The sequence below is a fragment of the Azoarcus taiwanensis genome, from assembly GCF_012910885.1.
Lineage (GTDB): Bacteria > Pseudomonadota > Gammaproteobacteria > Burkholderiales > Rhodocyclaceae > Azoarcus_F > Azoarcus_F taiwanensis.
This window is the reverse complement of sequence record NZ_WTVM01000014.1, coordinates 1-19,459: the sequence shown is the minus strand read 5'-3', so window position 1 is coordinate 19,459 and position 19,459 is coordinate 1. Positions and strand designations below refer to the sequence as shown.

Genomic DNA, 19,459 nt, shown 5'->3' with positions numbered 1-19,459 from the left:
CCGGATCTGACATCGTAACCCCGGGGCGGTAAAATCCGGCCTGAGAACAACGCCGTGCGTCAAGGCACGGCATCCACGGAGAGATCTACCATGCCCCTAGTCGCCATGCGCCAGTTGCTCGACCACGCCGCCGAGAACACCTATGGCCTGCCCGCGTTCAACGTGAACAACCTTGAGCAGGTACAAGCCATCATGGAAGCCGCCGCGGAAGCCGACAGCCCGGTGATCATGCAGGCCTCGGCCGGCGCCCGCAAATATGCCGGCGAGGCGTTTCTGCGCCACCTCATCGACGCTGCCATCGAGGCCTATCCGCAGATTCCGGTCGTCATGCACCAGGACCACGGCCAGTCACCGGCGGTGTGCATGGCCGCGATCCGCTCGGGCTTCTCCAGCGTGATGATGGACGGCTCGCTGCGCGAAGACGGCAAGACCCCGTCGGACTACGAATACAACGTCGCGGTGACCCGCGAGGTGGTCAAGTTCTCCCACGCCATCGGAGTCACCGTCGAGGCCGAACTCGGCTGCCTCGGTTCGCTCGAAACCGGTCAGGCCGGCGAAGAGGACGGCATCGGTGCCGAAGGTACGCTGGACCACTCGATGCTGCTGACCGATCCCGACGAGGCAGCCGACTTCGTACGCCAGACCGACTGCGACGCGCTCGCGATCGCCATCGGCACCAGCCACGGCGCCTACAAGTTCACCCGCAAGCCGACCGGCGACATCCTCTCGATGGAGCGCGTCAAGGCCATCCACGCCCGCATCCCGAACACCCACCTGGTGATGCACGGCTCAAGCTCGGTGCCACAGGAGCTCCTCGAGATCATCCGCCAATACGGCGGCGACATGAAGGAGACCTACGGCGTACCGGTCGAGGAAATCCAGACCGCGATCAAGCACGGCGTACGCAAGATCAACATCGACACCGACATCCGCCTGGCAATGACGGGCGCGGTGCGCAAGTTCCTGTTCGAGAATCCGTCCAAGTTCGACCCGCGCGAGTTCAACAAGCCGGCCCGTGAAGCCGCCAAGGCAGTGTGCAAGGCACGCTTCGAGGCCTTCGGCTGCGCCGGTCAGGCGAGCCGCATCAAACCGGTCTCGCTCGAGCAGTTCGCTGCCCGCTACAAGGCAGGCGAACTCACCCAGGTCGTTCGCTGAGGCGCCTGCGAAGGTGACCACCCATTGCTTTACCTACGGCACGCTGATGTGCGTCGACATCATGTCGGCAGTCTGCGGCCGCAGTGTCAGTGGTGAGCCGGCCTCGCTCGCCGGCTTCTCGCGTCATGCGGTGCGGGACGAAGATTACCCGGGCATGCAGGCTTGCCCGGGCGCCCAGGTGCAGGGCGTGCTCTACCGCAGCGTCGACCCGGCGGCGCTCGAGCGGCTGGACGCTTTCGAAGGCGAGCAATACCGCCGCGAAACCGTGGAGGTCACGCTTGCCGACGGCTCGACCGTCTCTGCCGACACGTACGTGATCAAACCCGAGCATACGTCGCTGCTGCTTCCCGAAGACTGGGATTTCGATGCCTTCCTCGCCGCTGGCAAGACCCGTTTCCAGTCCCGCTATCTGGGTTTTTCACGGCTGAGCTGAAGCGGGCGTCAGGCTGAATCGCCCGTCGACGCCTCGCGCTCAGTATCACGCGGGCCGGCACGCCGCAGACGGATGTCCAGCGGGTGCTTGAGATCCAGGTGTACGTCGCGTTGCAGGAACGCAATCGACAACCCTGCCGCGTTGAACTTGTTGTAGATGCCTCGGTGCAGTGCGGTGATGGTGGCCAGCCGATTGTCCATGTTGGCCAGGTAAGCGCGCAGATAGAGCATCAGCGCATCATCGCCGAAAGATTCGAAACTCACCGCGGGTGCCGGATCGTCCAGCACTTCGGGGATTTCCACCGCGGCCTCGCGCATCAAGTTGAGCGCCTTGTCGGCGTCCTCCCCGTAGGCGAGGCCCACCGGTATCAGGATGCGGTTGAGCTTGTCGCTCAAGGTCCAGTTGATCAACCGCCCGGTGATGAATTCCTTGTTGGGAACGATGAGTTCCTGCTTGTCGTAGTTGGTGATCGTGGTCGCGCGGATCTGGATGCGGGTCACCACACCGGTCGTGCCGTCGATGGTCACCACATCACCTACGCGGATCGGACGCTCGAAGAGCAGAATGATGCCGCTCACGAAGTTGGCCACGATCTCCTGCAAACCAAAGCCGAGACCCACACCTAGCGCCGCGATCAGCCATTGCAAGCCGCTCCACTGAAAGCCAATGGTCTGCACCGCGATGATGAGGCCGATACCCGCGATCAGGTATTGCGACAACGCGGTGATCGCATAGCGCGCACCGGGATCAAGCGGCAGCCGCTGCAGCAGACTGAGCTCGAGAATGCCCGGCAGATTCTTCGCTGCAAGAAAAGTCACGATGACGATGAACAACCCGATGACAAGATCGGCCAGCGTGATCGGCATCACCGTGCTGACACCATCGACCAAGCGCGTGGTTTCAAAGGGCAGATTGGTCGCCTCCAGAAAACCAAGCGCAGGAATCAGGTTGGCCCAGATCCCCCAGGTACCAAACAGCACCGCGAACAGGAAGCCGGTATGGACGAGCCGGCGCGACTGTTCGCTTAGCGACTCGTAATTGACCTCCGGCGTTTCGACGACGATGACATCCCCGGCGTCCTCACCGCTCTTGTCGTCACTCCCGCTCTCCGCGCGCTGGGCACGCAACTGATCCCGTCGGCGAATTGCATCCTCGTAGCGCAAACGGCGCTCTGTGACGTAGAGCCAGCGCAGGATCACCCCGGTGACGACGAACACCACGAAGATGAACGAGACCGTCATCAGGATCCGCCCGGTGAAATGCATTGCGGTGTAGTAATAGCCGCCGAGCGAAGCAAGCCCGAGCGCAAGCGGGGTCGCCAGCGCCAGCGGATACCAAAGAAAATGGAGTTGGTGGGCCCAGGTGCCGGCAAAGTCTTCACGAATACAGGCCCGCATGGCCCCCTGCTCGCCGAACAACTTGCGCACCATGATGAAGATCGCCCCCATCACGGATGCGAACACGATGCTGCCGACGGCTTGCGCGGCAGCCGGCGCTTCACTCGCGCCCAGCAAGGTGATCACGAACACTGCACTGGTGAAGAAGGTCGTGAAGCCGCGCAAAGGCCGCTCCAGCGCAGCACAGGCGCGAGGCGACCAGCGCAGATGGCGGGCTCCGATCCCGTTTGGGCGAATCAGTTGAACAACGAACAACAGGTATCCAAGCAGCAGGCTGGCATTGACCAGCCCGTCGCCGATGGCAACCGCCAGCGGGTCGACGAAACCTTGCATCGCCTTGCCGACGAGAAACAAGGCCAGCGGCCCCGGTAGCACGCGCAAGGCGGCCAAGAAGACGGCCTCCAGCGTGCGACGGGAAGAATCGGTCTTGACCCGGTTGAGCGCTTGATCGATGTACTCCAGCCGGCGGCGCGCGCTGCGATTGAAACGTCGCAGCGCATGTAAAAGAATGAGCACAAGCAGAATGCTCATCCAGTGTCGGGCGGTGAAGTCCAGCCAGCCGCCTGCAATTGGCACCCAGGTCCCGGGATCAAGCGCCCAACGCGTCCAGTCCGGATAGTCCACCGCCACCAATGCGGCAAGGTTGGTGTTCGGCATCCATAGCAACTGCTCCTCGATGTACTCGACGTATTGCTGTGCGACATCGAAACGCTCTCTGACCGCCACGTCGAGATTCGTCAGGCTGTTGAGGTGTCTCGCGTAACCTTGCTGAAGCTCGTTCAACGACTCGGCGTAAGCATCCAGAAGCCTGTCCGTCTCGGAACGCAACTGCTCACTGGTTTCAACATCGGCAGTGTCGGCAGCCCCCGACAGCACATCATGGAAGCGGATACGCAGAATGGGTGCCGCCATCAGCAGATCATCGACGTTCAGCTGACGTTCGATTGCGGCCCGGATGGCGCTTTCGAGCGTCATCCTCTCCGAGCGGTAAGTCTGGAGCGAAGGTAGCGCGGCTCGACGCGCATGCAGCACCTTGGCGATCGCCTCGCTTCGACCGACAACTTCAACCCGGTTGCGGATGCGTTCGAAGTCGGCGCGGTATTCATCGCGTTCCTGTCTCGCGCGCTGCAACGCTGCGGCAACGCTTTGCTCCTGAGCGACCAGGTTGGCCTGCTCAGCACGCAATTCTCGGTTCTGATCGGCCAGCGCAAGCACCTCGGGCGGCAGGCGTGCCGCGTCATCGCGAAGACGGTCTGCCTGCTCGACAGCCTCGCGTGCAATCGCTTCACGCACCTGCTGCCCACGCTCACGGAGTTGCTCAAGCTCGGCCTGCAAACCGGCAATGGTGCGATTACTGGAGTCGCGGATCGCCTGGTTCAGGGCAGTCAGCTCTCCGAGATTGGCGAGCTCGTGCTGTCGAAGGGCGAGTGCGGCCTGGTTGAACGCCTTGCGAACCCGCAGGTTGTCGACACGTGCACGGTGAGCGAGATCGGTGCTGTCCGCGGGCAAGGCCGCGAGCTCGCGCTGGATCTGGTCGATCGCGGTCGTCCGACTGGCGATGCGCTCGCCGAGAGCGGCACTGCCCCCGATCAAACGGGCCAGCTCGCGTTCGGCCGAACGCAAGGAATCGCGGGCCACCGCCAACCACTCCTCCCGCGCGCTGATGAAGGTTTCAAGCACCTCAAGGCTGGATTCGGCTTCCGGCTCCAGCACGAGCGCCGACGGCGGTTGTTGTGCCTGCTCTCGCAGGCTGACAATGCGGTCAGCCGCCGCATACAGCAGGTTCTTGAGTGCCTCGGCCTCGGCATTGGTCTGCCGCAGCTGCTGATGGTAGCCAAGCGTCTGGTCATAGATCTCAAGCAGACGCCGGCGCTGATCCTCGCTCAGGTCGCTCGCATCCTCGACCATCCTTTTTCGGGCTTCGAGTTGATCCAGGGTCGGAACTGCCTCCGACGCAGCAGACGGCACCAACTCCGCCCACGTAAGAGTACCAAGACCAACCAACAGCAACAGCACCAAGGCACTCAAGGCCTTCTTGATCATCTGCTCGCTTCCATTACCGAATGAATCCCCGGGGCTTCAGCAAACCAGCCGAAGAGAACCGGCAGCTTAAGGAGGCTCCGGCTCAGGTGCAAGGCTTTGCACACGAGGCGCGTTCAGCGATCGTGAGCGCCAGCCCTGACGGGACGGTCAGGCCACATGACCGGCAGCGGCTCACCACGATTATCCGCAGTGCCCCGCGCGGCAAGCAGCGATCAGCCGTCCCCAACGAGCAGTCTGCCGACAGCAATAACGTATCGAAGCATTCAGCTGACTGCGAGCAAATATCGTTCCGGAGCCTACAATCAACATATGGACACACGAATCGAAACCGACAGCTTCGGCGAAATCCCGGTACCGGCGGATCGCTACTGGGGCGCGCAAACACAACGCTCGATCAGCAATTTCGACATCGGGCGCGAGCGTTTTTGCATGCCGACATCGATCGTGCATGCCTTCGGCGTGCTGAAGAAAGCGGCGGCGCTTGCCAACGCGGAATTGGGCGAGCTCGACAGCGGAAAAGCCACACTCATTGTGCACGCGGCCGAAGAAGTCTTCGCCGGTGACCTGGACGCGCATTTCCCGCTGGTGGTATTCCAGACCGGCAGCGGCACCCAGTCGAACATGAATGCGAACGAAGTGATCGCCAACCGCGCCAACGAACTCGCGGGTCAGCCTCTAGGCGGCAAACACCCGGTCCACCCGAATGATGATGTGAATCGCGGGCAATCCTCGAACGATACCTTTCCGACAGCGATGCATGTCGCCGTGGTGCTCGCCCTGCACCGCGAGTTGCTTCCGCCGGTGCTGGCGCTGCGCAAGACATTGACGGCCAAATCTCATGATTACGCCAACGTGGTCAAGACTGGCCGTACCCATCTGATGGACGCCACGCCGATCACCCTCGGCCAGGAGATCGGCAGTTGGGTCGCGCAGATCGACTTCGCGCTCGATGCGATCGAGGCCGCACAGATCGGCTTGCACGAGCTGGCCATCGGCGGCACCGCCGTAGGCACCGGACTGAACGCACACCCGCGCTTCGGCGAACGCTGCGCGCACTTTATTGCCCGCGAGACCGGGCAGCCATTTCGCGTCGCGACGAACCGTTTTGCGGCGCTGGCATCGCACGATGCGCTGGTAAGTTTCAGTGCTGCCCTGCGAACACTGGCCGTTGCGCTGTTCAAGATTGCCAACGACGTACGCTGGCTCGCAAGCGGACCGCGAACCGGTATCAGCGAGTTGCAAATCCCGGAGAACGAACCGGGCAGCTCGATCATGCCGGGCAAGGTCAACCCGACCCAGTCCGAGGCGCTGACCATGGTGTGCACCCGTGTGTTCGGCAACGACGCAACGGTGGCCTTCGCAGGCAGTCAGGGCAACTTCCAACTCAATGTCTACAAGCCAGTCATCGCGCACGCGGTGCTTGAGAGCATCCGCCTGCTCGGCGACGCCGCCCGCTCCTTCGACCTGCACTGCGCCCGCGGGATCGCCCCCAATCTGCCGCGCATCCGCGACAACCTCGCCCGCAACCTGATGCTGGTCACTGCACTCAACCGCCACATCGGCTACGACAAGGCGGCCGAGATCGCCAAGAAAGCTCACAAGGACGGCTCAACGCTGCGTGAGGCTGCCCTCGCAATTGGCCATGTCACCGGCGAGCAGTTCGACCGCTGGATCGACCCGATGGGGATGACCCATCCGGGTAATGAGTAACGGCAGCTTGAAAGCTATCGGGACGACCGCGGAGGGCCTTTCTTGACACAACCGCTTCATGAGATGTGGCGGTCTTGGCGCGGACTGGTGCCGAAAACCCGATCCCAGAATCCGGTACATGTTCCATAAGCGGCATTACCGTCCACCTCGTGGTGGTAGCCATGTTCGCGCCAACGCGCAGCGAGCCAGCGATTCGACGGTGAATCGGTCCGATGCAGACGGTGATGTACGATCTCCTGGGACACTTGCCCGATGCACAGGCCGACAGCGAACAACGCAGGAGCGTGCGCATCGGGCAAGGCGAAAGGCAGCGACACGAAAGCGCCCACCAACATCAGGCTGAAAAGCACGGGTGTCTGCAAGGGCTTGGCAGGATCCCGATGGTGTTCCAGATGCCAGCGACGAAACGGCTCAATGCCGTGCAGCGCGAAGCGGTGCAATAGGTACTCGAGCAGGGTCCAAGCGACGAAACCAGCGGGTATCATTGGCAGCCACGACGCAGCGCTGTTTCCCGACGACCGTAGCCAGACAGTCGTCATTGCCACCGCGGCAACTGCTGGGATCATCGTCGAATACGGGTATCTGACCTTCACTGAATCGATTCGCCCCCCTTTCATTCTTCCCCTCCGCACTGTGCCCGCGCGGCGCCACATGTCGCACCCACCGCCACATGATCGGCTCCAGCAGAAGCTATGTCTAGAAACAGAAGGCGCACGACATCGTCCTCCGCTGCGCTGTCTGGCTTGAACCTGGCCCGCAGTTGGACATGTAGCGGACTCACCCCTCTGGGGATCGCAGTCGAAGATGCAAAGCTGGGGTATTGTTGGGCATTCAAGATCATTTGAAGCGTTCAACTGAGGTTTCCGCGTCAAAGCATCTTGTAAGGAAATGGCCGTACAAACGACGCAGCAATCCGGATCAGCTACGCTCGAGGAACGCAATCAGGAGATCCCCGGCTATATTCAGTTCGAGGTGGACGCGCTTGCAGTCTCGCTCGGCGCAACGTAATGAGTTCAACTTTGCGGGCCTGGAAAGCGCGATCCCGACCTCACTCGCGCATTGCGCGACACAGCACGAGGGCAATGAGGAGACATTCCCGATGAGCGAACATTCCCCGCCCGGCAGTCGGATCGATTGGAGCGGTCCGTCGATCGAGAGCATTCGCCGGGACATGCTGCGCTTTGCACAGATGCAACTGCGCGACGCCGCGACGGCCGAGGACATGGTGCAGGAAGCCCTGGTCGCCGCGATGAACAGCGAACATGGCTTCGCCGGTCGCTCGGCGATCAAGACCTGGTTGTTCGCCATCCTCCGCAACAAGATCGTCGACCATATCCGCAGGAACGCGCGCGAGATCAGCCGCAGCGATCTCGCCGCGCAGGACGAGGACGGCGATGACGGCATGGATGCCCTCTTCAACCGCAAGATGATGTGGTCGTCCGGTTACTGGAACCATGAGGACGGCCCGGCCACCTGGTCGAACCCGGACGAGGTGCTGTCTCAAAAGCAGTTCTGGACGATCTTCGACGCCTGCGTGAATCATCTGCCGGAGAAGCTCGCGCGCATCTACATGATGCGGGAGATGCTCGAACTCGAAACCGACGAGATCTGCCGCGAGCTCGGCATCTCGAAAAACAACTGCTGGGTCATCCTTCACCGCGCCCGCCTCGGACTACGTGAATGCCTGGAAGACAACTGGTTCAAGGGAGCCGCGCGATGATCAATTGCAAACAGGCCACACGACTGATGTCCGAAGAGCTCGACCGGCCGCTGAAGTGGCAGGAGAAAGCGGCACTGTCGACGCACAACGCGATGTGCGTGTATTGCCGCAACTACCGCAAGCACATGGCTTTCATGCGCGAGGCCGCGCGCCGCTTCCGCGAGGGGGTGACAGAACAGGGAGACTGAGGGCCACCCGCCGCGCGCGGCCCTTCGGCTGCTCTCTTCAGAAAGCGCAGCCACGAGCGTAAATGGGCGCACTTTGCAAATCTGCAACATACCGGAGCGGTGTTAGGCGTCGGCGTTCAGGCTCGGGTAACATCGTCGAATTCACTCACCCTTTTCAACCGATGTCCAGACAGGAAGTCTTTCTCGGGCGGCAGCCAATCCTCGAACGTGAAGGGGGGCTCTTCGCCTACGAACTGCTTTTTCGCACCGGGTTCGTCAACAGCAGCAACGTCACCAACGACCTGCATGCCACGGCAAGCGTCATCAGCCACACTTTCGGGCAAATGGGTGCGGCCAAGGTGCTCGGACATCACAAAGGTTTCATCAACGTCAGTGCCGATCTGCTTCACAGCGATCTGGTCGAGTTTCTGCCGCGAGAGCAAATCGTGCTCGAACTGCTCGAGACCGTCACTGCGAGCCCGGAAGTCATCGGCCGCTGCCGACAACTGAAGGCAAATGGCTTTTCTCTGGCGCTGGACGATTTCGCCTATGACGAGAGCTTCGACGAACTCCTCGATCTGGTCGATTACGTCAAGATCGACTTGCTCGCGCACCAGCGTGAGGAGCTTCCGGCAATCGTCGACACCCTCAAGCGCTGGCCGGCGACGCTGCTGGCAGAAAAGGTAGACAGCCGCGACCAGGCCGAGTACTGCAGGTTGTTGGGGTTCGAGCTATTTCAGGGCTATTACTTCGCCAGACCCGATGTCCTGAGTACTCGGCGCCCCGATCCGACCGCGCGGCTCCTGATGCGCCTGCTGGGGCACATTCTGGACGACAGTGAATCGACCGAGATCTTCGACACCATCAAGCAGGACGCCGCCCTGACCTACAACCTGCTCAGGCTGGTCAATTCGGCCGCCGTCGGCCTGCGCAAACCGGTGGACACGATCTCATCCGCAGTGCTGGTGCTGGGTCGCCGGCAACTGCAACGCTGGGTCCAGCTACTTCTCTACAGTAAACAGCCGGGCGTCGATTACCCGACGCCGCTCACCGAACTGGCCGCAATGCGCGGCAAGACCATGGAGCTGCTTGCGCAGCGCATAAGCCCAAATGATGAGTTCGCCGACAAGGCCTTCATGACCGGCACCCTTTCGCTGCTCGACGCGGTGCTGTCACAACCGATGAGTGATCTTGTGACCGAGATCAATCTCGCGGACGACGTCGCCGACGCGCTGCTTCACCGCCGCGGCACGCTCGGTGGCCTGCTGCATCTGGTGACCTGCATCGAATCGCACGACCGCGGCGCAGCCGAGCGCGCCATCGCGTCCCTGCCGTCGCTGACACTTTCGGACGTGACAGAGGCCGAGCTCGAGGCCATCAGTTGGGTCGTGGCACTAGGCGAGCGACGAAGCTGACCGCATCACGAGCGCCCCGAGCCATCCCATCTCAAACAAGGATACCGAGCGAATGGACGCTTTCGACTTCGACCTCTTCGTAATCGGCGCCGGCTCCGGCGGGGTGCGCGCCGCGCGCGTGGCGTCGCGACTCGGCGCACGCGTGGCCATCGCCGAGAACCACCGGCTGGGCGGCACCTGCGTGATCCGTGGCTGCGTGCCGAAGAAACTCATGGTGCTCGCCGCCCACTTCGGCGAGGACTTCGAAGACGCGGTCGGCTTCGGCTGGGAACGGGCCCGCCCCGGTTTCTCATGGCAGCGACTGGCCGAGGCACGCGACCGTGAAGTGGCTCGCCTGAGCGGCATTTACGAGCGTCTTCTGACCGACGCAGGCGTGGAGATCGTCACCGGCGCAGCCCGCATCCCCGCGCCCGGCATGGTCGCGGTCGGCGACCGACAGTTCCGCTGCCGGCACATCCTCATCGCCACCGGCGGCTGGCCCTTCGTACCGGACATCCCCGGCGCCGAGCATGCCGTCACATCGAACGAAGTGTTCGAACTCAAGACGCCGCCCCGACGAGTGCTGGTGGTCGGTGGCGGCTACATCGCAGTCGAGTTTGCCGGGATCTTTCATGGCCTCGGCGCCGAGGTCTGCCTGAGCTATCGCGGCGAGCAGATCCTGCGCGGCTTCGACGGTGATGTACGCACCCACCTGAACGAGGAGATGCGACGCAAGGGCATCGACATCGCGCTCGGCAGCACGGTGACCGCGATCCGCCGGCGCAGTGACGGCCTGCTCGACGTCGATGGCGAAAACCTCGCCGCCGCGCAGCAACCCTTCGATCTCGTCATGTACGCGACCGGGCGAGTGCCGAACACCGCCGGTCTCGGCCTTGAGGCGCTCGGCATCGAAACCGACACCCAGGGCGGCATCGTCGTCGATCCCTACGGCCAAACCAGTGTACCCGGGATACACGCGGTCGGCGACGTCACCAACCGCATCGCGCTGACCCCAGTCGCCATTCGTGAAGGCCAGGCGCTGGCGATGACGCTGTTCGGTGGCAAGCCATCCAGCGCCGACCACGACTGCGTGCCGTCGGCCGTATTCAGCCAACCGCCAGTCGCGACGGTCGGCCTCTCCGAGGAGGCCGCGCTTGAGCGCCATGACGAGATCGCGGTCTACGCCGCACGCTTCCGTCCGATGAAACACACCCTCTCGGGCCGCGAGGAGCGCACGCTGATGAAGCTGGTCGTCGACCCGGTCACCGACCGGGTGCTCGGTGCCCACATGGTCGGTCCAGATGCGCCGGAGATCATCCAGGGCATCGCCATCGCGGTGAAGATGGGCGCGACCAAGACCGACTTCGACACCACCGTGGGCATCCACCCGACCGCGGCCGAAGAGTTCGTCACCCTGCGCGATCCGGTGATCAAGCGGCGGGGGGTGTAACCCATCCCCCTCCCAGCCTCCCCCTTGAAGGAGGAGGAGGCCTTTTCAGGCGCACTCCTCGAAGAGCTACTCCAGTCGGTCCAAGAACCGAATGTCGCCGAACCAGGCGGTGACGGTTTCGCCAGTGTTGTCGGTATCGGCGCTCACCGCAATTCCGACCACGCGTGGCGCAGGCTCGCCGAACACCGCCTCGAAGTCGCGCGCGACGTTCCGCCTCACCGTCTGCCAGCGTCCGGCGTTGGCCTCGCCACTGTCGATTACGATCATCTGCACCCGGTCGGTGTAGGGATTGGGGCCGGTTGCACCGGGAGGCTGCGCGGTACCCCACACATAGGCGATGGCGGCGGTCGGCAGCTCCGCGCCATGCAGGCCACACGCGAGCGAGATTCGCATGCGGTCACCGAACGAAAGACGCTCGACCGGATAATCGAACAACACGTAGACGCGCGCGGCATAATCATCGCCCTGCTTATGGCGAAAGTCCGAAGCCGCGACCGCGTTCGACACCTTCCAGCTCCATTCGAGCGACGGCGTGCGCGCTAGGTCGACATCGAGCGGATGCATCTTGGTGGAGGCGGCCTGCGCGGAGTCCACCCTGAGCACGGTACGCCCGCCCTCCTCGACCAACGCAAACCGGTTCTCGGCAGGCACCCGCGGCAACGCCTGGTGTCGCCATGGCGGCGGCACCGGCTCTCCGACGGTCGCGGCCGAGAACAGGCTGGGTGTGGCAGGCGCGTCCTGCGCGGGAACGGCGGTCGGAATCGCGAGGACGAAGGCAGCGAACAGATGGTTCGGTTTCATGGAGGATTGGCCTCGAGTTGAAGATATGCCCCTATGTCGTTCGGAACCCGCCGCGCCTTACAGCATCCACCTCAGCATGTGACCCGGCGTGTAAGGTTCGGGCTTCAGGCACGACCAAGCTCACGTTGAAACCAAAACGATCAAGAAAGGAGCCTCGATGCACGCCACCCTGCCCCTGCTGCAGCACACGCAGTTTCCGCCCATCCGGCGCAAGCAGCTCGACACGCTGCAGGTCAATATCGGCTACCGCTGCAACCAGACCTGCGTGCATTGTCATGTCAATGCCGGCCCCAAGCGCACCGAGATGATGGACCGCGAAACCATGGCCCTGATTCCGCAGGTGCTCGAACGCCGGCGTCTGGGCACGCTGGATCTCACCGGTGGGGCACCCGAGTTGCACCAGGGGTTCCGTGAGCTGGTGCGCGATGCTCGCGCGCTCGGCACCCGGGTCATCGACCGTTGCAACCTCACCATCCTGTTCGAACCGGGCCAGGAAGGTCTGGCGGAATTTCTCGCCGCGCATCAGGTCGAGATCGTCGCGTCGCTACCCTGCTACTCCGCGGCCAATGTCGACCAGCAACGCGGCAAGGGGGTGTTCGACAAGAGCATCGCCGCACTCCAGCGACTGAACGCGCTCGGTTACGGCGCCGAAGACAGCAGTCTCACGCTGAACCTGGTTTACAACCCGCTCGGGCCGGTGTTGCCACCCGCGCAGGCGCAGCTCGAAGCCGCCTACAAGCGGGAGCTGGCCGAGCACTTCGGCATCGTCTTCAACCAGTTGTTCACCCTCGCCAACATGCCAATCCAGCGCTTTGGCAGCACGCTGATTTCAAAAGGGCAGTTCAACGACTACATGCGCCTGCTCAAGCACAACTACGCCGCGGCCAACCTCGACAACGTGATGTGCCGGACACTGGTCAGCGTGGACTGGCAGGGTTTTCTGTACGACTGCGACTTCAACCAGCAGCTTGGCCTGCCCTTGCCGGGCCAAGGCCGTCCGCACCTGCGCGATCTGCTGGAGGATGACCTGAGCGCGCATGGCATAAGGGTGGCCGACCACTGCTTCGGCTGCACTGCCGGCCAGGGCAGCAGTTGCGGCGGCGCACTGTGAGCGCGCGGCGATGAAACGCATCCTCCTCGTCACTCTTGTGGCCGCGCTGGTCGGCGCCTACTTCGTTTTCGACCTCGGCCAGTTTCTGAGCTTCGAAGCCCTCAAGCAGGGCCAGGACGGCTTCGCCGCGATGCGCGCCGAGTCGCCCTGGTTGGTCACCGGCGGCTTTTTCGCGCTGTATGTCGCGGTGACCGCGCTGTCGCTGCCCGGCGCGGCGGTGATGACGATTGCGGCGGGAGCGCTGTTCGGTCTCACTACCGGCGTCGTGCTGGTTTCGTTCGCGTCGAGCATCGGCGCGACGCTGGCCTTTCTCGTATCCCGCCATGTGCTGCGTGACTGGGTGCAGACCCGCTTTGGCGACAAGCTCGGTGCGATCAACCGCGGCATCGAGCGCGAGGGCGGCTTTTATCTGTTCACGCTGCGCCTGGTGCCGCTGTTCCCGTTCTTCCTGATCAACCTGGTGATGGGGCTGACGCCGATGCGCACCGCCACCTTCTACTGGGTGAGCCAGCTCGGCATGTTCGCCGGCACCGTGGTGTATGTGAATGCCGGTACCCAACTGGCCTCCATCAACTCGCCCGCCGGCATCCTGTCACCGGCGCTGATCGCCTCCTTCGCGCTGCTCGGTGTGTTTCCGCTGATCGCGCGGCGCATCGTCGAAGCATTGCAGAAGCGAAAGGTCTACGCCCGCTGGAATCACCAACGGCCGAAGCGCTTCGACCGCAACCTGATCGTGATCGGTGCCGGCGCCGGGGGTCTCGTCACCGCCTACATCGCCGCCGCGGTGAAGGCGAAGGTCACGCTGATCGAAGCGCACAAGATGGGCGGCGACTGCCTGAACTACGGCTGCGTGCCAAGCAAAGCGCTGATCCGAAGCGCCAAGGTGGCGAGTCAGATGCGAAACGGCTCGCGCTATGGCCTGACCGACATGGAACCCGGCTTCAGCTTCAAGGCGGTGATGCAGCGCATCCATGAGGTGATCGCCGCGATCGAGCCGCACGACAGCATCGAGCGCTATACCGGTCTCGGCGTTGAGGTACTGCAAGGCTACGGAAAGCTTATCAACCCGTGGACGGTGGAGATCGCGCTCAACGACGGCGGCACCCGGCGTCTGACCGCACGCAGCATCGTTATCGCTGCGGGCGCACGCCCCTTCGTGCCGCCTTTGCCGGGTCTGGACGAGGTCGGCTACGTCACCAGCGACACCTTGTGGGACGAATTCGCGCGCCTCGACGAAGTGCCACGACGTCTGGTGGTGCTGGGTGGCGGGCCGATTGGTTGCGAGCTGGCGCAGAGCTTCGCCCGACTGGGCTCGCAGGTCACTCAGGTACAACGAGCTCCGCGGATCATGGTTCGCGAGGACGAGGAAGTCAGCGCACTCGCCAGGGCCGCGCTCGAAGCCGACGGCGTGGCCGTGCTGACGGAGCACAAGGCACTGCGCTGCGAGATCGTCCAAGGCGAGAAGACGCTGGTGGTTGAGCACGACAGCGAGGAAAAGCGCATCGTGTTCGACCAGTTGCTGTGCGCCGTCGGCCGGGTCGCGCGACTACAGGGCTACGGCCTCGAGGAATTGGGCATCCCGACCGACCGAACGGTCGAAACCAACGAATATCTGCAGACGCTCTACCCCAACATCTACGCCGCGGGCGACGTAGCCGGCCCCTACCAGTTCACCCATGTCGCCGCCCATCAGGCCTGGTATGCAGCAGTGAACGCACTGTTCGGCGACCTCCGGCGCTTCCGCGCGGACTACTCGGTGATCCCGTGGGCCACCTTCATCGACCCCGAGGTGGCGCGTGTCGGCCTGAACGAGCTAGAGGCCAAGGAAAAGGGCATTGCTTATGAGATCACCCGCTACGGCATCGACGACCTCGACCGCGCCATCGCCGACAGCGAGGCCCACGGCTTCGTCAAGGTACTGACCCTGCCCGGCAAGGACCGCATCCTGGGGGTCACCATCGTCGGTGCGCATGCCGGCGAGCTGCTGGCGGAGTATGTGCTGGCAATGAAGCACGGCCTCGGCCTCAACAAGATCCTCGGCACCATCCACACCTACCCGACGATGGCCGAGGCCAACAAATACGCCGCCGGTGAGTGGAAGAAGGCGCATGCGCCGAAGGCCCTGCTCGAGTGGGTGAGCCGTTTCCATGCCTGGCGACTTGGGTGAGCACCTTATGCGTCCGCGACTATCCATCGTCATGCCTGTCCTGAACGAAGCAGCACAGTTGCCCACCCGCCTGGCCAGGCTTGCTTCGCTGCGCGAACACGGAGTGGAACTCATCGTCGCGGACGGCGGCAGCGACGATGACAGCGTTCGCATCGCCCACGAGGCCGGCGCGCAGGTGGTCGTCTCGAAGCAGGGTCGTGCGCGGCAGATGAATGCCGGCGCCCGCGCGGCGTGCGGCAACGTTCTTCTGTTCCTGCATGCGGACACGGATCTGCCCCCCGACGCCGACCGGCTGATACTTGACGGTCTCGCGAGCCGCCATCGCGCGTGGGGCCGTTTCGACGTCGAGATCATTGATGGGCCAGGGATGCTCGTCGTGGTCGCGTACATGATGAACCTGCGCTCGCGACTCAGCGGCATTGCGACCGGGGACCAGGCCATCTTCGTGCGCCGCGAAGCTTTTGAACGCCTCGGCGGCTTTCCGGATCAGCCGTTGATGGAAGACATCGAACTCTCGCGCCGACTCAAGCGGATCTCCCGTCCACTGTGCCTGCGCGAACGCGTGACCACCTCGGGACGCCGCTGGGCGGCCCGAGGCACGCTCGCCACAATCGTGCTGATGTGGCGACTGAGATTCGCTTACTGGCGCGGCGCATCGCCGGAGCGACTTGCGGAGCGCTACCGATGACGCGCATCATCGTTTTCGCGAAAGCGCCGGTTCCGGGTCGGGTCAAGACCCGGCTGATTCCCGCCCTCGGAGCAGACGGTGCGGCGGCGCTGGCGCGAGTGATGCTCATACGGACCCTCGACGTTGCAATCTCGTCCGCGGTCGGCGAAGTCGAGTTATGCATGGATCCTGCACCTGGCGCCCCCTCTTGGCAAGGCATCACCCTGCCACCCGGCTTGTCGCTGAGTCCGCAGGAACAGGGTGACCTCGGCGAACGCATGGCCAGAGCGGTCATGAGACGCATCGACGAACTGCCTGTCATCCTGATCGGCACTGACTGCGTTCAAATAAGTAAGGTGTTGCTCCGAGACGCCGCGAACGCACTGACCAGGGCCGACGCAGTAATGAACCCCTGCGCCGACGGAGGTTACGCCCTGTTCGGGCTGAATCGCTTCGACCCCAGCCTGTTCGAGGGCATCGCGTGGAGTACGGCATCGGTCGCGGCTCGGACCCTGGCCAGGCTCGCGGCGCTTGGCTGGCGAGTGCATGTCGGCCGGGAAGTGCACGACGTCGACAGCCCGCGCGACCTTGACTACTGGTATAGGACAATGGCCTTGGGTCAAAGCAGGTGCTAAGTTACAAATACTGACGATCAGCGCTCGCCAAGGGGCACACAAAGGGTGAAAATGAAAATATGAAGTGCGCTTGTTACATACCATTGGCAACCCGCAAGCGACATGAGCGAAACACACAGACCGGCGGCTCGATCAGCTAGCCGCTTCAACGGAGGCAATACCATCATGAAGAAGACTATTCTCATTACCGCAGCCAGCGTCCTCGTCGTGACGGGTTGCGCAACCAACCCCTACCAGGGAGAGCATGCCCGCACCGCGACCGGCGCCACGGTAGGCGCAGTCGCTGGCGGCGTACTCGGCCGAGCCGTGGCAGGACGTGGAGATCGGACCGCCGGCGTGCTGGTCGGCGCAGCAGTCGGTGCGACGGTAGGCGGTCTGATCGGCCGCCAGATGGACCAGCAGGAGGCCGAATTGCGCCGGCAGATGCAAGGCACCGGCGTAGACGTCGTGCGCGAAGGCGACACCATCCGCCTTCAAGCCCCCGAGAACATTACTTTCGACACCAATCGGGCCGACGTCAAACCCCAGTTCCGTTCGGTACTCGACCAGCTCGCATACAGCGTCAGCCAGTATCCGGACACCATCGTCCGCATCGAAGGCCACACCGACTCTACCGGTTCGGCCGCCTATAACCAGACGCTGTCCGAAAACCGCGCGCTTAGCGTGCGCAGCTACCTGATCCAGAGCGGAGTCTCGGCGAATCGCATCGAGGCCGTCGGCTACGGCATGACCCGTCCGATCGCAAGCAACGCCACACCGGAAGGACGCGCACAGAATCGTCGCGTGGAGATCCTGATCATTCCGATTCAGCAGTAAGCTACTGAGACTGTCCACGAATAAGGGCCGCCCTCGGGCGGCCCTTATTCATTCAGGGGCGAACATCTCAGCGGCTGATCCTCAACACTTCGACGATACGGCGATCCGCTTCATCCTCCGGCCAGCGGAATACCCGCTTGACCACGAAGGCTGCCAGTTCCTCCTCCAGCCAAGCCGGCTCGCGATCCACGGCCAGATAGAACGGCACCACCTCGGTGGCAGCGACCTCCCGGAACGCCTCCCGCGACAGCCATGGCCGGAAGGTGCCGAGATGCATCTGGAACGTCACCGGCGTACCCACATGATGCAGGCCAGCGGCATCGATATCGGTCGCCGATAGTGCCAGAGCCGCGGCCTCGACCGCTCCGGTCTGCTCGGAGCGCTCGGCCCGCTTGCCGAACACCGTGTGGTAAGTCAGAAAGACGGAGCCGAGCAGAACCACGCAAACCGCGGCTCCGATCCTCATGAAGCGCGCCTCGCCAATTCGCGCGGCCGTCCGAGCCATTTCACGGCCCGCGAGCAAGGCGCAAGCGGCCCATAAAGGCAACAGCAGATCCGGGCGAAAATGAGCGGCAAGTGAGAAGATCAGCAGACCGCTCAGAACCCATGTTGCGAGAAAGCGCTCGAACCGACGCTCGCCCGCGTCCGCTGCCGGGCGCTTGAACACCTGCCAAAGAGCATAGAAGAAGAACAGGCTGAACGGCAGAAAGCGCAGCAACAGATAGGCGGTGGGCTTGGGCAGGTTCTCGCCCGGAATGCTGTCCTTGCGCGCACCGGTCGCCTGGCCGAGCAGCTCGTCGAAGATCATCTTGTCGATCAGATCGTAGCCCTGCTGCCACCAGGCTGCGACGAACCAGCTGGTGCTGATGACAACGAACAGGATCACCCCCGGCAGCTGTCGTCCGCGAGGCTTGAGCGCTGCAGGGTTACCCCGCCGCTCCCAGAAATAGGCGAGCAGTCCCGAAGCCGCGATCAGGAGCCCCAGGGGGCCCTTGGTCAGCGTCGCGAACCCGCTGGCCACCCAGAACAAGGTCCAGCCCCGGCCTGTCTCCCAGGCCCGATAAGCTGCAAAGGCCGCCACTGCCACGGCGAGCGAGAACAGCGCATCCGAGCGCACCAGCGCAATGTGCTTGGACATGGTGGGCGCCATGATCACCGCCACCGCCGCCAGCCCCCCGGCCAGAAGTCCAAAGCGTTGCCGTCCCACCTGGAAAACGAGTAGAGCGAGCGCCAGCACCGCAAGATACGAAGGTATGGTCATCGCGAGGCGATCCACCCCGAAGACTGCCGCGAAGGGTGCCATCGTCCACGTATGCAACGGTGGCTTGGACAGAATTCGTCCCTGGATATCGTGCTGGGCCAGCCAGTTGCCCTGCCACATCATGTCCATCACGTAGCCGACGTTGCGATGCTGGGCATAGCCCTCGAGATCGGCGGGGCCGCTCAGGCGCAGCGCGAAGATCGACGTTGCAAGGACCATCACGAGCACGACCCAGGCGTGCGGCGAACGAATCAGTTTCTGCATCATGTTTTCCGCGCTCTCAATCGGCGCGCACTCCAGACCATCACGACCACAAGAATCACGGCGGCGATACCGATCTGCACCGCACCGCGCAATACAACCTCCTCCCCGACACCACTGCCGACAAGCACCGCGACCACGCCTTGGGGCATAAAGCCCAGAAGCGTACCGAAGAGGAAGGCGCGATTGCCGACCCGGCTCAGCGAAAGTCCGACGTTGAGAATCATGTTGCTTACCGGCAGCATGCGCACCAGTGCCACCGATGTCACCG

Annotated in this window: 17 protein-coding genes; 12 read left to right on the top strand and 5 right to left on the bottom strand. The window is 63.3% G+C overall.

The annotated features are described in order from the left end of the window. Positions 1-90: 90 nt before the first annotated feature. Both fba and GPA21_RS03795 read left to right on the top strand, forming a co-directional pair. A complete protein-coding gene (fba, locus tag GPA21_RS03800) occupies positions 91-1,155 on the top strand; it encodes a class II fructose-bisphosphate aldolase (protein ID WP_168986885.1) in 1,065 nt (354 codons plus the stop codon). A gap of 13 nt (positions 1,156-1,168) precedes the next feature. Further along, on the top strand, positions 1,169-1,588 hold the full coding sequence (locus GPA21_RS03795; RefSeq protein ID WP_168986884.1) for a gamma-glutamylcyclotransferase: 420 nt from the start codon (positions 1,169-1,171) through the stop codon (positions 1,586-1,588). Positions 1,589-1,596: 8 nt separating this feature from the next. Here the strand turns inward: GPA21_RS03795 and GPA21_RS03790 are convergent, their stop codons facing one another. Then, positions 1,597-5,028, bottom strand: a complete 3,432-nt coding sequence (locus tag GPA21_RS03790; protein ID WP_168986883.1) for a mechanosensitive ion channel domain-containing protein — start codon at positions 5,026-5,028, stop codon at positions 1,597-1,599. A 309-nt stretch (positions 5,029-5,337) separates the two neighbouring features. On the opposite strand from GPA21_RS03790, the gene fumC reads away from it, so the two are divergent. After that, a complete protein-coding gene (fumC, locus tag GPA21_RS03785) occupies positions 5,338-6,738 on the top strand; it encodes a class II fumarate hydratase (RefSeq protein WP_168986882.1) in 1,401 nt (466 codons plus the stop codon). A 56-nt stretch (positions 6,739-6,794) separates the two neighbouring features. Here the strand turns inward: fumC and GPA21_RS03780 are convergent, their stop codons facing one another. Next, the gene (locus GPA21_RS03780) at positions 6,795-7,223 is read right to left on the bottom strand and encodes a sterol desaturase family protein (RefSeq protein WP_168986881.1); all 429 of its coding nucleotides are present in this window, start codon (positions 7,221-7,223) and stop codon (positions 6,795-6,797) included. 614 nt (positions 7,224-7,837) lie between these two features. Here GPA21_RS03780 and GPA21_RS03775 point away from each other — a divergent pair. The 4 genes from GPA21_RS03775 to gor all read left to right on the top strand — a co-directional run bounded on the left by GPA21_RS03775 (position 7,838) and on the right by gor (position 11,469). Next, entirely contained in the window at positions 7,838-8,458 is a 621-nt protein-coding gene (locus GPA21_RS03775; protein ID WP_168986880.1) for a sigma-70 family RNA polymerase sigma factor, read from the top strand. Further along, positions 8,455-8,646 (top strand): zf-HC2 domain-containing protein, encoded by a 192-nt coding sequence (locus GPA21_RS03770; protein ID WP_168986879.1) that lies wholly within the window; start codon positions 8,455-8,457, stop codon positions 8,644-8,646. The genes GPA21_RS03775 and GPA21_RS03770 overlap by 4 nt, the downstream gene beginning before the upstream one ends. Before the next feature lie 161 nt (positions 8,647-8,807). Beyond that, the gene (locus GPA21_RS03765; RefSeq protein WP_168986878.1) at positions 8,808-10,040 is read left to right on the top strand and encodes an EAL and HDOD domain-containing protein; all 1,233 of its coding nucleotides are present in this window, start codon (positions 8,808-8,810) and stop codon (positions 10,038-10,040) included. A gap of 52 nt (positions 10,041-10,092) precedes the next feature. Next, on the top strand, positions 10,093-11,469 hold the full coding sequence (gor, locus tag GPA21_RS03760) for a glutathione-disulfide reductase (RefSeq protein ID WP_168986877.1): 1,377 nt from the start codon (positions 10,093-10,095) through the stop codon (positions 11,467-11,469). A 66-nt stretch (positions 11,470-11,535) separates the two neighbouring features. On the opposite strand, the gene GPA21_RS03755 is transcribed toward gor, so the two are convergent. Beyond that, the gene (locus tag GPA21_RS03755) at positions 11,536-12,270 is read right to left on the bottom strand and encodes a DUF3047 domain-containing protein (RefSeq protein WP_168986876.1); all 735 of its coding nucleotides are present in this window, start codon (positions 12,268-12,270) and stop codon (positions 11,536-11,538) included. 157 nt (positions 12,271-12,427) lie between these two features. Here GPA21_RS03755 and arsS point away from each other — a divergent pair, with 157 nt between their 5' ends. The 5 genes from arsS (at position 12,428) to GPA21_RS21145 (ending at position 17,666) form a co-directional block, all read left to right on the top strand. Continuing rightward, positions 12,428-13,381, top strand: a complete 954-nt coding sequence (gene arsS, locus GPA21_RS03750; RefSeq protein WP_168986875.1) for an arsenosugar biosynthesis radical SAM (seleno)protein ArsS — start codon at positions 12,428-12,430, stop codon at positions 13,379-13,381. 10 nt (positions 13,382-13,391) lie between these two features. Next, on the top strand, positions 13,392-15,548 hold the full coding sequence (locus tag GPA21_RS03745) for an FAD-dependent oxidoreductase (protein ID WP_168986874.1): 2,157 nt from the start codon (positions 13,392-13,394) through the stop codon (positions 15,546-15,548). Continuing rightward, entirely contained in the window at positions 15,529-16,236 is a 708-nt protein-coding gene (locus tag GPA21_RS03740; protein WP_339379802.1) for a TIGR04283 family arsenosugar biosynthesis glycosyltransferase, read from the top strand. Before GPA21_RS03745 ends, GPA21_RS03740 begins: the two co-directional genes overlap by 20 nt. Further along, positions 16,233-16,850 (top strand): TIGR04282 family arsenosugar biosynthesis glycosyltransferase, encoded by a 618-nt coding sequence (locus GPA21_RS03735; protein WP_168986873.1) that lies wholly within the window; start codon positions 16,233-16,235, stop codon positions 16,848-16,850. Before GPA21_RS03740 ends, GPA21_RS03735 begins: the two co-directional genes overlap by 4 nt. Before the next feature lie 165 nt (positions 16,851-17,015). Further along, positions 17,016-17,666, top strand: coding sequence for a YiaD family glycine zipper/OmpA-like lipoprotein (locus GPA21_RS21145; protein ID WP_168986872.1), 651 nt, complete (start codon positions 17,016-17,018; stop codon positions 17,664-17,666). A 67-nt stretch (positions 17,667-17,733) separates the two neighbouring features. Here GPA21_RS21145 and GPA21_RS03725 read toward each other — a convergent pair whose 3' ends face one another. Together GPA21_RS03725 and GPA21_RS03720 are read right to left on the bottom strand one after the other, a co-directional pair. Next, positions 17,734-19,191 carry an ArnT family glycosyltransferase gene (locus GPA21_RS03725; RefSeq protein ID WP_211163408.1) on the bottom strand — a complete coding sequence of 486 codons (1,458 nt, stop codon included), beginning with the start codon at positions 19,189-19,191 and terminating at the stop codon, positions 17,734-17,736. After that, positions 19,191-19,459 (bottom strand): TVP38/TMEM64 family protein (locus GPA21_RS03720; RefSeq protein ID WP_211163407.1); only part of this gene is annotated, 269 nt, incomplete at its 5' end. The genes GPA21_RS03720 and GPA21_RS03725, both read right to left, overlap by 1 nt.